15 protein-coding genes are annotated in these 13,960 nt (G+C 31.9%); 12 read left to right on the forward strand and 3 right to left on the reverse strand.

From position 1 onward, the window contains the following. Positions 1 to 19: 19 nt before the first annotated feature. Complete coding sequence (locus ACJJV4_RS17310; RefSeq protein ID WP_405296649.1) at positions 20 to 955, forward strand: hypothetical protein; 936 nt, start codon at positions 20 to 22, stop codon at positions 953 to 955. 115 nt (positions 956 to 1,070) lie between these two features. Here ACJJV4_RS17310 and ACJJV4_RS17315 read toward each other — a convergent pair whose 3' ends face one another. Beyond that, a complete protein-coding gene (locus ACJJV4_RS17315; protein WP_405296650.1) occupies positions 1,071 to 2,009 on the reverse strand; it encodes a LysR substrate-binding domain-containing protein in 939 nt (312 codons plus the stop codon). 104 nt (positions 2,010 to 2,113) lie between these two features. Between ACJJV4_RS17315 and ACJJV4_RS17320 the strand changes: the two genes are divergently transcribed. Continuing rightward, positions 2,114 to 2,593 (forward strand): Dps family protein, encoded by a 480-nt coding sequence (locus ACJJV4_RS17320; protein WP_405296651.1) that lies wholly within the window; start codon positions 2,114 to 2,116, stop codon positions 2,591 to 2,593. A gap of 73 nt (positions 2,594 to 2,666) precedes the next feature. Here the strand turns inward: ACJJV4_RS17320 and ACJJV4_RS17325 are convergent, their stop codons facing one another. Both ACJJV4_RS17325 and ACJJV4_RS17330 read right to left on the reverse strand, forming a co-directional pair. Further along, the gene (locus tag ACJJV4_RS17325; RefSeq protein WP_405296653.1) at positions 2,667 to 3,089 is read right to left on the reverse strand and encodes a DUF2141 domain-containing protein; all 423 of its coding nucleotides are present in this window, start codon (positions 3,087 to 3,089) and stop codon (positions 2,667 to 2,669) included. A gap of 115 nt (positions 3,090 to 3,204) precedes the next feature. Next, a complete protein-coding gene (locus ACJJV4_RS17330) occupies positions 3,205 to 4,056 on the reverse strand; it encodes a UDP-2,3-diacylglucosamine diphosphatase (RefSeq protein WP_159019697.1) in 852 nt (283 codons plus the stop codon). A gap of 343 nt (positions 4,057 to 4,399) precedes the next feature. Here ACJJV4_RS17330 and aroC point away from each other — a divergent pair, with 343 nt between their 5' ends. The 10 genes from aroC to ACJJV4_RS17380 all read left to right on the forward strand — a co-directional run bounded on the left by aroC (position 4,400) and on the right by ACJJV4_RS17380 (position 13,769). Then, on the forward strand, positions 4,400 to 5,461 hold the full coding sequence (aroC, locus tag ACJJV4_RS17335; RefSeq protein WP_405296654.1) for a chorismate synthase: 1,062 nt from the start codon (positions 4,400 to 4,402) through the stop codon (positions 5,459 to 5,461). Positions 5,462 to 5,875: 414 nt separating this feature from the next. Next, a complete protein-coding gene (locus ACJJV4_RS17340; protein WP_405296655.1) occupies positions 5,876 to 7,201 on the forward strand; it encodes a dicarboxylate/amino acid:cation symporter in 1,326 nt (441 codons plus the stop codon). A gap of 74 nt (positions 7,202 to 7,275) precedes the next feature. Beyond that, positions 7,276 to 8,313: a serine hydrolase domain-containing protein gene (locus ACJJV4_RS17345; RefSeq protein WP_405296656.1), complete on the forward strand. Its 1,038-nt coding sequence runs from the start codon at positions 7,276 to 7,278 to the stop codon at positions 8,311 to 8,313. 111 nt (positions 8,314 to 8,424) lie between these two features. Beyond that, on the forward strand, positions 8,425 to 8,910 hold the full coding sequence (locus ACJJV4_RS17350) for a hypothetical protein (RefSeq protein WP_405296657.1): 486 nt from the start codon (positions 8,425 to 8,427) through the stop codon (positions 8,908 to 8,910). Next, the gene (locus ACJJV4_RS17355; protein ID WP_405296658.1) at positions 8,880 to 9,434 is read left to right on the forward strand and encodes a hypothetical protein; all 555 of its coding nucleotides are present in this window, start codon (positions 8,880 to 8,882) and stop codon (positions 9,432 to 9,434) included. Before ACJJV4_RS17350 ends, ACJJV4_RS17355 begins: the two co-directional genes overlap by 31 nt. A 220-nt stretch (positions 9,435 to 9,654) precedes the next feature. Continuing rightward, entirely contained in the window at positions 9,655 to 9,864 is a 210-nt protein-coding gene (locus ACJJV4_RS17360) for a DUF6140 family protein (protein WP_405296659.1), read from the forward strand. A gap of 3 nt (positions 9,865 to 9,867) precedes the next feature. Beyond that, on the forward strand, positions 9,868 to 10,737 hold the full coding sequence (locus ACJJV4_RS17365; protein WP_405296660.1) for a tetratricopeptide repeat protein: 870 nt from the start codon (positions 9,868 to 9,870) through the stop codon (positions 10,735 to 10,737). Positions 10,738 to 10,745: 8 nt separating this feature from the next. Further along, a complete protein-coding gene (locus ACJJV4_RS17370; protein WP_405296661.1) occupies positions 10,746 to 12,059 on the forward strand; it encodes a hypothetical protein in 1,314 nt (437 codons plus the stop codon). Positions 12,060 to 12,063: 4 nt separating this feature from the next. After that, entirely contained in the window at positions 12,064 to 12,576 is a 513-nt protein-coding gene (locus ACJJV4_RS17375; protein ID WP_405296662.1) for a hypothetical protein, read from the forward strand. Between the two features lie 149 nt (positions 12,577 to 12,725). Beyond that, entirely contained in the window at positions 12,726 to 13,769 is a 1,044-nt protein-coding gene (locus ACJJV4_RS17380; protein WP_405296663.1) for a hypothetical protein, read from the forward strand. Positions 13,770 to 13,960: the final 191 nt, after the last annotated feature.

Consider the following 13,960-nt stretch of genomic DNA (forward strand, 5'->3'; position numbering starts at 1 on the left):
TGTGTTAAACATGGTGGCAATGGAGGCAAAAGAGATAGATCCACCATTTGGTGTACACGAGCACGTATTTGAGCCGTTAAGCGTTATGTGCGATTTATGTGGCTGTTCTACGAGTTCAGGAAGTTTTGGTTTTGGAACACTAAGTAATGCTAATTTTGTAGGGATACGCTATATCTATCAAAACTTTGAATCTAGAGACGGCATATTTTCCAATTCTCCCATTACTAAAGAAACCTTTAATACCTATCAGTTATGGGCGCAATTACCTATAAATGATGCTTTTTATGTAAGTGTGAATGTCCCTTATCAAGATTTAAATAGAGAATATTCAGAGGGAAATAATGAGAACCTAAACGGTTTAGGTGACAGTAGTGTTATGGGCTGGTATAAATTGCAGTTTTATAAAAAAGAAAGTGATTCCTTAACATTTAATACCGAGCGTATCGCATCGGGACACTCATTACAATTTGGTGTTGGAGCAAAATTACCAACAGGTAAGTTTGAAGAAGCTCTTGCAGATAATGTTAACCCTGGATTTCAAGTAGGTACAGGTAGTGTAGATGGTGTTTTTGCTGTTGGCTATAATTATGGTACTAATAAATTTGGAGTAAATACGCTTATGACGTACTATGTGAAAGGCGAAAATAAAAACGATTATCAATTTGGGAATCAGTTTAGCTATTCGGCTAATTTTTTCACAACCTTTCCTAAGGAAACCTATAATATTATGCCATTTATAGGCGTGTCTGGGGATGTTTATGATAAAATTACGCAGTACGGTGAAACCTTAGCAGATACCGATGGAAAGATATTAAGTGGTACTATAGGGTCTGAGTTTGCTATTGAAAAATTTATTTTCGGAGCAAATTATACTACACCATTAAGTCAGGATTTATTTGGCGGGAATGTTAAGTCTAAAAACCGTTTTTCTATTTATGTGAACTTCGCACTTTAATAGATTTTATTAAAATAGAAGTAAACCAAGAGTTTGCTCATAAAAAAAGATTGATAGAGAGTTTAATTTCTCTATCAATCTTTTCCCTTTTATATCGATGGTGTAGCAGTAAATTTTACTTTGGTAAAGGACTAATGATTTTTACATTCTGAAATGCAATTGCACCTCTAACAACACCAGAAATAACATCTTGCAAGGCTTCTATAATTTGCATTTTTAATTCACTTTTATGATAAATTAAGCTAACCTCTCGGGCTGGAGTTGGCTCATTAAAATAATGAAGATTCTCTTTTTCCTTATCATTTATTTCTAAGGTATGTAAATAAGGAAGTAAGGTCATGCCTAAACCTTCATTAGATAGCCTTATTAAAGTTTCTATACTACCACTTTCTAATTGAAACGTTTCATCAGTTTGATTTTTAAACGCTTTACATAGGTTTATAACGCCATCGCGAAAACAGTGCCCATCTTCTAGAAGTAACATGTCGTCTACTTCTAGATCCGATACATCAATCTTTTTGTTATGGTGAAGTCTATGGCCTTTTGGAATATAACTTACAAAAGGTTCAAAATAAAGTACACGTTCTTTTATACTGTCGTCTTCTAGAGGTGTTGCAGCAATAGCAGCATCTAAATGGCCATCTTTTATACGTGCCATAATTTCTTCTGTAGTTAACTCTTCAATTTTAAGTTTTACTTTTGGATGTTTTTTAATGAAATTCCTCAAAAACATAGGTAGTAGAGTAGGCATTACAGTAGGTATAATTCCTAATTTAAATTCGCCTCCAATAAACCCTTTTTGTTGATCTACAATATCTTGAATTCTGTAAGATTCGTTTACAATATTTCGAGCTTGTGTTACAATTTTTCGCCCAACATCAGTAAGTTCAATCGGTTTTTTACTTCTGTCAAAAATTAAAATATCGAGTTGGTCTTCTAATTTCTGAATTTGCATACTTAAAGTAGGTTGAGTAACAAAACACTTTTCTGCAGCTTTCGTGAAGTTTTGGTTTTCGGCAACGGCCAAAACATAAGATAATTGGGTAATTGTCATAAGAATCAATTTTGACTATAAAAATATAAAAACTATCAATAAAACTTATATTAAAAATGCTTTTTTATGGTTTAAATTTGTATGAACATAAAAAACACATCATTATGACTTTAAATGCAATAGGATTAGATACAGTAAAAACACAAGATATAGCAACAGATTTAAATCATCTTTTAGCCAATTTTCAAATATATTACCAAAATTTAAGAGGTATTCACTGGAATATTAAAGGGAAACGTTTTTTCGGTTTACACGAAAAATTTGAAGAATTATATACGGGTGCTAACGAATCGGTTGATGAAATAGCAGAGCGTATTCTAACTTTAGGAGCTACGCCATTGCATACATTTGAAGATTATGCAGCAAAAGCGGAAGTGCCAGTAGGTAAAAATATTTCGCAAGATGATTTGGCTGTAAGATTAGTAGTAGATTCATTAGGTCAATTATTAAAAATTGAAAGAGGAATACTTGATAAAGCTGGAGATGCTAGTGATGAAGGTACTGGCTCAATGATGGGTGATTTAATTACCGAACAAGAAAAAACAGTTTGGATGATGAAAGCTTGGTTGAACGAAACAGTTTAAAAATAAACCTACAGATTAATAGCAAAAAGGCGACCCAATTGGGTCGCCTTTTTTTTGTTTAGTATAGAGATTTTTATAGTATAATGTTCATTTCTACATCTTCATTTGAAACTTCAAATTTAGCATTAGAAAATTGTGGAGGTCCATAACTCATCGCGTTGTTAGATGTGCCATAAGCCTCTTTAGGTCTTCCTGTATCTTCAAAATCCATTTTGTTATTATCGTTGGCATCATGAAGCACTAAGATCGCGTAAGTTCCAGAAGCAATATTTTCGAATTTAACATCAATTTTACCATCATTAATTTCTGCTTTTATAGTTTTTACACCCTCAGCCTTCATAAAAGTATCTGCATTGTGTAGTGTTAAAATAACGTGGCCATTGCTAGATGAGAGTTTGTCTATTTTAACGGTAATGTTTTGTGTGTTTTCAATGCTTTGAGATGATGCAAAAGTGATTGAAAAAAGTAGAACGAAAATAAAAGATAAAGTTTTCATAAGTGTGTTGTTTTATTTGATTAACACTTCAAATATCTAACATAACCAGAATATTCTATAATACAGTTTACCGAACCGTAGAATCTTAATGCTGAACTGTAAAATTATATAAAAATTACTTTTTTGATTTCTTTTCAGCGCGATCTACAATGGTAATAGCAGCAATTAAATCGTTAATTTTCATTTCCTCAAAATCCTCATCAACAATAAAAGGTGCTAATTTGTCTTTACTAAAGTTGTAAATTTTCCAACGTTTAAATTGGTATTCTAGAGCGGTAAAGTTTTCTACCCAATCACCAGAGTTTAAATACATGGTTCTGCCGTGTTTGTTTTCAATATACTCCATTTTGGGTTGGTGTATATGGCCACAAACTACATAATCATAACCTTTTTCAATAGCCAGTTCCGCTATTACTTTTTCATAGTCGTTTATATATTTTACGGCACCTTTAACACCGTTTTTTACTTTTTTAGAAAGCGAGTAACGTTCCTTTCCGCGTTTATCTAAATACCAGTTTACACCACGATTAATTAGGGTTAGCAAGTCGTATCCATAACCACCAAGTTTTGCCAACCATTTGGCGTTTTGTATGGAGACATCAAAAACATCACCATGAAAAAACCAAGCTTTCAATCCATCTAAATCTAAAACTATTTTGTCCACAATAGAAATGTTTCCAATAGTGGTATCACTAAATTTTCGAAGCATTTCATCATGGTTCCCGGTAATGTAAATCACTTCCACACCGTTAGAAGCCATGGTCATTATTTTCTTAATAACCTTTAGGTGCGACTTCGGAAAATAACGTTTACTAAACTGCCATATATCAATAATATCACCATTTAAAATAAGCTTTTTAGGCTCAATACTATTTAAATACGTGAGTAAATGTTTAGCATGGCAACCATAGGTTCCTAAATGCACATCAGATATTACAGCAATTTCTATTTTACGTTTTATTTTCAAAATTATGGGGTGTTATTCAATGTAAATTTCTAATATTTGGGTCAGAGTTGTATTATTTAATCTTTACCATATAATTAACTTATTATAAGTTAATTGTTAATTCAATGTTACGTTTTACAGGCTATTTGTAGGAAATAAGACAATAGATCCGCATACATACGAGATATTTTTAACCAAAGATCTTTTCAAATAAATTAGCCGAAATAAACTTAGTTTTCACATTTAAATAAGCAAAAGAGCAAATGCATAATAATTAGCCAAAAATCACGCTGAGTTAAACATTTTATGCAACTAAATTCGTCAAATTCATGACTATAGTTTATTTTAGCCAAAAAAATAAATCATGGCAGGTAACTCCTTCGGAAAACTTTTTACTTTATCAACTTATGGCGAATCTCATGGCCCAGCATTAGGCGGTGTTATAGATGGTTGTCCATCAGGAATTGAGTTAGATTTAGACGAAATTCAAAACGAATTAAACCGAAGAAAACCAGGACAATCTGCTATTGTTACCCAACGTAAAGAGCCAGATACTGTAAAGTTTCATTCTGGTATTTTTGAGGGTGTAACCACCGGAACTTCTATTGGTTTTGTAATAGAAAATACCAACCAAAAATCTCACGATTACAGTCATATAAAAGATAGTTATAGACCAAGCCACGCCGATTATACTTACGATAAAAAATACGGTGTTCGCGATTATCGTGGTGGAGGACGTAGCTCGGCACGCGAAACAGCATGTCGTGTCGTTGCAGGAGCCATTGCCAAACAAATGCTAAAAGGTATTGAAATTACGGCATATGTTTCTGGTGTTGGTACCATGAAGTTAGAGAAGCCATATAACCAATTAGACTTAAGTTTAGTAGAATCTAACATAGTACGTTGCCCAGATCAAGAGATGGCAGCAAACATGGAAACTTACATCAAAGAAGTACGTGGTAAAGGCGATACCGTTGGTGGTATTGTTAGCTGTGTTATAAAAAATGTACCAGTTGGTTTAGGCGAGCCTGTTTTCGATAAATTACATGCCGAACTTGGTAAAGCCATGCTATCTATAAATGCCGTAAAAGGCTTTGAGTACGGAAGCGGATTCCACGGAAGCACCATGTACGGTAGCGACCATAACGATGCTTTTAATAGCGATGGTACTACAAAAACTAACTATTCTGGCGGAATTCAAGGCGGAATAAGTAACGGTATGGATATCTACTTTAGCGTAGCATTTAAGCCCGTGGCTACACTAATTCAAAAATACGAAACCATCGACAAAGACGGTAATTTTGTAGAAATGCAAGGTAAAGGACGTCACGATCCATGTGTTGTACCACGCGCCGTGCCTATTGTAGAAGCTATGGCAGCACTCGTAATAGCCGATTTTCAATTAATAAATAAGCTTTACAGTTAAAATCTTTTTTAGAAGCTATTTCCCGCTTTCCGCTATATCTTTTTATGTGCAGGAAAGCCGTGCTATTTGTTAAAAAATTAGAGTTTAATTCGTACCCGTTTTTCTTGTTTAGTAACTTAGTTATTAAGCACATAAAAAGGATGCCGTTGCAATCGGGGCTAAACTTATCTGCCAAATTATGGCTTATACTTAGCATTTCAATTCTTTAAAAAACCGCTTCTTTCAATTATTAAAATATCAGTTTAAGTCGCTTTTTGTTCTTTTATTATGTGCAAATATTCGTATTTGTAATTAAAAATCTAATTTATCTTCATTTTTTTGCAGTAAACTCATAGGTAATCTGCTTTTTTTCATACCAAAAATACTTATATTGTGTCAAAATTTTAAAACACCAAAAAAGTATCCCTAAAACGTATGAAGAAACTCGCAATGCACTGGAAGATTATTATAGGAATGATTCTCGGAATCATTTTTGGTTTTATTATGAACAGTATAGATGGCGGGAGAGGTTTTGTAGGCGACTGGATTGCACCTTTCGGAAAAATATTTATCAATCTTTTAAAACTTATTGCGGTTCCATTAATACTCGCTTCATTAATAAAAGGTGTTACCGATTTAAAAGATATTTCTAAAATAAAAAATATGGGCTTACGTACCATTGGTATTTACGTAGCAACTACGGTTGTTGCCATTATCATAGGTTTAAGCATTGTAAATATTGTAAAACCTGGGGTTGGAATGCCTGAGGAAACTATCGAGAAAATTAAATTAAGATACGCTAACGATGCTGGTGTTGCCGATAAATTAATGAAAGCTTCGGTTCAAAAAGATGCCGGACCATTACAATCTCTAGTCGATATTTTTCCAAGTAACATATTTCAATCTTTTGTAGAAGCATCTATGTTACAAGTTATTTTCTTTGCGCTTTTTGTTGGTATCTGTTTGCTCTTAATAGGTGATAAAAAAGCAAAACCATTAGTAGATTTCTTCGATTCTTTAAACGAGGTGGTCATGAAAATGGTAGATTTAATAATGCTTTTCGCGCCTTATGCCGTATTTGCATTATTAGCCAATGTTATTATCGCTTTCGATGATACCGAAATTTTAATAAAACTATTATACTATGCATTTTGTGTAGTTGGAGGCTTAATTTTAATGATTGGTTTCTACATGATTTTAGTAAGCGTGTATACAAAAAAATCACCATTATGGTTTTTAAAGCAAATAAGTCCGGCGCAATTATTAGCCTTTTCTACAAGTAGTAGTGCGGCAACATTGCCAGTAACCATGGAGCGCGTAGAAGAACATTTAGGCGTAGATGGCGAAGTAGCAGGTTTTGTTTTACCTGTTGGAGCTACAGTAAATATGGATGGAACAAGTCTATACCAAGGTATTGCTGCGGTTTTTATCATGCAAGTTATTTGGCCCGAAGGTTTAACGTTTACAAACCAATTGGTTATTGTAGCCACCGCTTTATTGGCCTCAATAGGTAGTGCTGCTGTACCAAGTGCAGGTATGGTTATGCTCGTTATTGTTTTAGAATCTATTGGTTTTCCAGCCGAATTATTACCAATTGGCCTAGCTTTAATTTTTGCAGTAGATAGACCTTTAGATATGTGCAGAACGGTTGTAAACGTAACAGGAGATGCTACGGTATCCATGATAGTTGCGAAGTCTTTAGGGAAATTGCACGACCCAAAGCCTAAGGAATGGGATGATAATTACGAGGAAGTAAAGTAATTTAATATTGCATAAATGGTTTGTAATTTTTAAGTTGTGGGTAATTTTAGAAAAACCAACAACCTATTAACCAAATGAAAAACAAACTATTAAAAAATACGCTTAGAGTCGCATTTATTTTGGTAAGCATTGGTTCTTTGGCCTTTGTACCATGGATTTTAGTAAAAGCATGGATTCTGCCATTACCCAATACGGTCCAAGAGCAAGTTAACGATGCCTTAAATTACGGTTTTGATGGTAGCATCGTTTATGTCGATCAAGGAGGGCAACCACCAGCATTTTACGCAGCAGGTTGGCACAATCGGGAGAAGAAAATACCAGCCAATCCGCATGCTTTATTTAAAATAGCCAGCATTAGTAAATTGTATGTTGCGGTGGCCATAACAAAATTGGTAAAAGCCGAACGCCTTTCTTTAAATGATAAGCTTACCGATTTCTTTCCTGAGCTTAAAGGTCGGATTGAAAATGCAGAAAAAATAAGCATCAAGTTAATGGTGCAACACCGCAGTGGCATTCCTAATTTTACCGACAATCCAGATTTTTGGTCACGACCACCTGGAAGCAGTGACGAAGCCCTAGATTACGCAATCGATTTGCCAGCAAACTTTCAACCAGATCAAGATTATGGCTACTCCAATACCAATTATTTATTACTTTCTAGAATTATAGAGCAAGTAGTAGGCTATAGCCGTCAGCAATATTTTGAAGAAGAAATTTTAACACCACTAGGCTTAAAAAACACTTTTGGTTCGGTTAACGATGTCAATTTAGAGCGTGTTATGAGTGGTTATTATGTTGGAGAAGCCACCGATTTTAAAACCGTAGATCAGGGCATGTTAGCAACGGCAGAAGATGTTGGCATATTTTTACGCGCATTGAATGATGGTTCTGTATTTAAAGATGGCGAACAAGATATTTATTCCTCAATTTACGAGTACAAGCATAGTGGTTTAGTGCCCGGGTATCAAAGTCTTGCTGAATATCATCACGATATCGATACGGTGGTTGTTCAGTTTACAAACACTACCGATTTTAATGGTTATAATTGGAATTTATCGCAAATTTTGTACGGTCGTATTGTAAAAATTATAGAGAAGAATAGAACGAAGTAATTCCTTTTTTCTTGAGAAATATTAATAAACTCAGCATTTTATAAATCTATTTTTAGTTCGGTTGGTATGTTTGTTATATTTTAGTTGTAGGTAATTTAAACAAATTTGAAATTGAAAGAAGTAGAAGCTAATTTAAACAACAGCGCATTCGAGGAATTCGAAACTATTACAGAACGAAGACGAAAACTACTGCCATGGTGGATTAAAGTATTCTGTTGGATTTTTATGTTATTCGGGTTTATGGCTGTTGTGTGTTTAATGTTAGGCTTCACAGATATAAAACCAAATTTAGCATTTTATGGATTTGAAACAAACGAACCCTTTTCTCCGTTAGGTTTATTAGTAGTTTTCATAGGTGTTTTAAAAGGTTTTACAGCGTTCTCGCTTTGGTTTGAAAAAGATTATGCCATAAAACTTGGAAAAATAGATGCTATAATCGGTATCGTTTTATGCTTAATTTCAATGATTGTTTTGCCCTTTTTTCAAAACGGTTTCAACATCACATTTCGTTTGGAGTTGGCATTGTTAATTCCGTTTTTAATTAAGCTTAAAAGAATAGAAAATACATGGGAGTCAACAAGCCTAAAAGTGGCATAAATAAAGTTCTAAGCGTTGTTTTAGTATTTCTATTTCTGTTATTATTCGTGTATGCACCATTTGCCTTTTTTTCTGCAAAAGATAAATTTCTGTACCTAAAACATAAAACAGAGTTTGTAAAACAAAAAGTAAAAGTAGATTCCGTAGAGGTAATCGAAACCGGAACTCATAATACGGGAAGCAGCTCGTTTTATGGCTATCACCTGCACTATAACAACTTTCGAGATAGGGTTACGGTTATTTCTCCCGAAAAGAATATTATAGTATCTAAGCAGGAGGCAGCCGATTTTAAACACTTTAATACAATCTACGATGCCACACCATTTTATCTGCCCAAAAACGATTCTATCTATATCTGGCACCATAGCAAACTACAAGATAGATACGCAACCGAAAACCAATTACAACTTAGCACCTCTAACTTTGTATGGCATATTATTGTAAATGGCATGATACTTATACTCGTAATTTGGGGACTTACTTGGCAAATAATACAATGGGTGAAACTGAAACGAGAGAAATAAATTTTTGCTTTTACGGAAAACCGTAATGCTATGTAAAATCGATGTATTAAATTAGAGGTCAATTAGGAGGGAAATGTGTTTTAGTTTATGATGACTATTCATATTCCTTGGTTGGCAATAATTTGTGCGAACAGCCAACTAATTACACAAAACAAACGAATTACGGTTTTCCGTTGAAAAAAAACAACTAACTGAACTAAATTTAGAAATTAAAAAAGCTATGGCAACATTTGAAATTAAAACAAAAGAAAAAATGAATGTTAATGGAGAATTTGCAGATAAAGGATTGTCTATACAAATCAGTACAATGAATTCAAATCCATTTGACGATGTTGAGAAAATTCACAAAGCATTTATGAGAGTTCACGGATTAGATTTAAAATCTACTGGCTATTTGAATATGGGATATTTAACATATTCAACTATCTAAGTTATGAAATTACCGAAAATACTATACATATTACCTGCTTTAATATTTTTTAGTTGTGGTTCAGATTTAAGCTACGAACAACAAGTTACAAACTATAATTTTTATATAAAAAAATCAGATTCCTTAATAGAGCAAAAAAATTATAATGAAGCTATGAGCTACATTAATTCTGCTATTAAAATAACTGATACAATTCCAATAGCCATTTACTTAAAAGGTTTCGTTTCTTATAAATTAGATCGTTTGGACGATGCTGAAAAAAATTTTACTAAAGCAATTGAAATGGAAGGAGAAAAGTCAAAAACATATAAAGACAGAGCGAAAGTTTACTTAAAAATGGGTGATAGTGATTTTCTTGATGATATAAATTTTCACATTGAGAATTACCCAAATGATGAAGAAGCTTTAACTTTAAAGAGAGATTATTTAGAGAACAAAGAAGATTATGATGAAGCGATAAATGAATATAATCTCGCTATTAATAAAAACAAGAATGATATTTCTCTTTTAACAAAGAGAGCAGATTTATATTTTAAAAATGGAGACTACGAAAAATCTATTCAAGATTACGAACAGGTATTAAAATTAAATCCAGATAATGAAAACATAAAAACTAAGAAAAATGATGTTTTATTATTAATAAACAACAACAGTAATAGAAATATCCTTTTTGCAATATTAATTTCCTTTTATTTAATTTATGTTGCAACATCGTTTTTTATTCTTAAACCTTTAGCAAATAAAAAAGCAATTAATCAAATTGGAGGAGAATTTGAAATATCAAAAGACCCACTAATTTGGGTTTTGCCAATAGTATTAACGATTATATTTTTAACAATATATTTTTTAAATATAATTCCTAATTTTAAATGATTTCAGATATGTTAAACTTAATATTTTGTTCTAATTGTGGTTCCCCTTCAAAATTAAGTGATGAAACTTGTAAGTGTGGTAATAAAATGAGTTTGTCAGAAAAAAATGGAATTTCAGATAAATTTTCTAAAATTGAATCGTTTAAATTAATTACTAAAAGTCCTAAAAATGCAGTAAGTAATGCACTTAAAAAAATTCCTGAATATACTTTAGATAAAAAATATTATAAAGGAAGTTCAGCAAAACGAGATTATAAAACTAAAGTTGAATTCATAAAAGATAATTTAATTCCTCAAATTACAGAATGGAAAAACATTGTACAAGAAGCTGACACAATTTTAGCTAAAGATAAAGTAGAGCTTTATGGTCGAATTCTTGGTATTACAGAATTTATTATTAATGATTATTTTGGACAATTTAGAGTGAAGAATAATGATTTTCAAATATTTGAAGAGTACAGAGATTTTAGCAAATATGAGTTGTCTAAAGTAATGCACGACTACAATATTGAATTAGACGATATACAAACTACAAATTTTGAAACAATAGGTATAGATGTTTTTAACTCTATAAGTGACACTTTACATAATGGCTCATTTTTAGAATTAGCTGATAAAGATAAAATTACAGATTCTGACCTTAAAAAGGTAAAAACAGAAGTTGGTGCTGCAATTGCTGGAGAAGTTATAAAAGGCATAACAAATATGGTTTCGCAAAATAGTGATGCTATTCGAAACGTAAGAATGGCAGATAGTAATTTAAATGAAAAGTTAAGCCACATTAGTAATGTCTATTCTTCGCTAAGAATTGAAGAACAGGAAATTAATAAAAACAAACAACTATTTGATAAATCAGACGCCATCATTGATACTTGTTACATTAATATTCTTAAACCTGTTGTTGAAGAGTTGAAAAAAGACCAAACATATATTCTTTATGAAAATGAGAGAATCCCATTTTTACAAAAACAAAATAAAATAGAGATTGAAAACCAAGCTCTAAATGTAAACGTGCAAATATCATTTTGGAGTTGCCTCCTTTCAACTGCTAAATCAAATTTCAATAAATACTTAAAGGAAAGATTACAACAAATAGATTCATTTGAAGACTACAACTTATTAAATGATAAGTTGAAAGAAAAAAAGCATAGTTCTTTAAAAGCTAAGAAATTATATGAAACAAACTCTTTAGAGGCTTTTATAGAGTTTGAAAAAGAACACAGAAATAAATTGAAAAAAATACCTGCTTACGTTAATAATTATAAAACTGTTGTTAAGTTTAACGAAGTACTAAAACAAGTAAAAACAAATATTAAAAAATAAAAATATGGATAATAAAGAAGAGAAAATAAATAATAAATTAGAACAAGTTCAAAATAAAATTGATAAAACAATTGCAAAAGGGAAAGATGTTGTTGACAATGCTAAACAAGGAGCAGAAGCCATAACTAATATTACTACCGGAATACAAAACACTTTAAATAGTGCAAATAATTTAGCTCAAAGTGTAAATGGAATTAAAGACACATTTATAGAATCACAGAAAATTCAAGCTATTACGGAAATTGAATTAAAAAAAATTCAAACTAATCATCAACAGGTAAATAGAGTTATTACAGAAGAGTATGGCAAGCAAAAACAGTCTATGGATAAGGCTAGTGATGTCGTAGATGCTGGTTTGCAAGACAATGATTTAGACAAAATTAGAGAAGGTCTAAATGCAATGACTAATGTGGCTAATCATAACCCAATGGCTGAATTAAAAAAGTCAATGGATAAACAACTTGAAGAAAATTTGAACAAAGATTTAGATGATGATGATTTTATGATAGAAATTTAAAAAACTATTGCCAACAACGTGTATAACTAATTGCTAGTTTGTGTGTACTCGGAAAATCCTGCGGATTTTCCTACCGGTTCGTTTTCTTTTTGCTAACTTAGTTCTCGCCAACGCAACTAGCCATACACAAGCACGTTAGCTACCATTAGATGAAAACCTGTATATTTTGCGGAAAAAAGCCAGATAAAAAAACTAAAGAACATGTTATTCCTAGATGGTTAATAGAAATGACTGGTGAACCAAATCGAACAACTTTTATTGGGAAATACAAGGACACCTTAAGAAAATTTCCTTGGCAAAATTTTACATTTCCCGCTTGTAATAAATGTAATCAGGAATTTGCTGAATTAGAAGGTAAAGCAAAGCTAGTGTTCATTAATTTATTGGACAAGAAAAAAATAGCCACAGAACAAATTAATATTCTCCTCGATTGGTTAGATAAAGTTAGAATTGGGCTTTGGCTAGGATATTTAATGCTTGATAAAGCAATTGGTTTTAAGCCAAATTTTCATATTAAACAAAGACTAGGTGTTAGTGATAGAATGGTATCAATACATTATTTAAATGATTCTGCATTAGGAATTGGATACTCTTGTACTGAATTCCCTGCCTTTAAGATATCTCCTAGTTGTTTTATATTAACTATTAATAATATTTCACTATTTAATTTTTCAATGGAGTTTGCCTTATCACGAAGAATGGGGTTTCCATTTCCAGAAAAAAAACTTGTTGTACCAAATGAAACAATGGTTAGAATTGATGAATTTAAAAAAGGTAACGAACGGATAATGAATCCAATAATTCGAAAACCTATCTTAAAAGATTCCATAAGATTATATCAGTCGATACAAAAGCCTGTATCTGGTATAATTCCTATAGAATATCGTGGAAAATATTATAATGATTATATGGATAATAACGTTTCACATATTTATTGTGAAAATGATTTCACAAAAGAATATGGCTTTTTAGAAGATATTTTGGATGTCGGAAAACCTGTTGAAACGAAAAGGTCATTAACACTAAAGAAACTGACAATACAGACTTTAGAATATCAGATTTTTTGCCTTAGTGAATTACAACCATCTTTTGAATTGTTGGATAAAAAAGAAATAAGTTTAAGAAACAAATTTTATAGAAAACAAATACAAATTAACCAAAGTTATATCAAAAAAATAAAACAAAAACGGTAGCTAACAAAGTATATAAAAAATTGCTAGTTTTAGCTAAACCAAAGTTTGTTGCTTGTTTGCTAGCTTCTGATTTTCCTTCGGAAAATCCTCGCACACAAACACGCAACTATTCTTATACATAAAGTTGCATTAAAAAAAATAGCGTCCTGAAAACATATGTTATACAATCTATTTTCTATACTTGAGGCGGG

This window comes from Algibacter sp. Ld11 (assembly GCF_045066735.1).
GTDB lineage: Bacteria > Bacteroidota > Bacteroidia > Flavobacteriales > Flavobacteriaceae > Algibacter.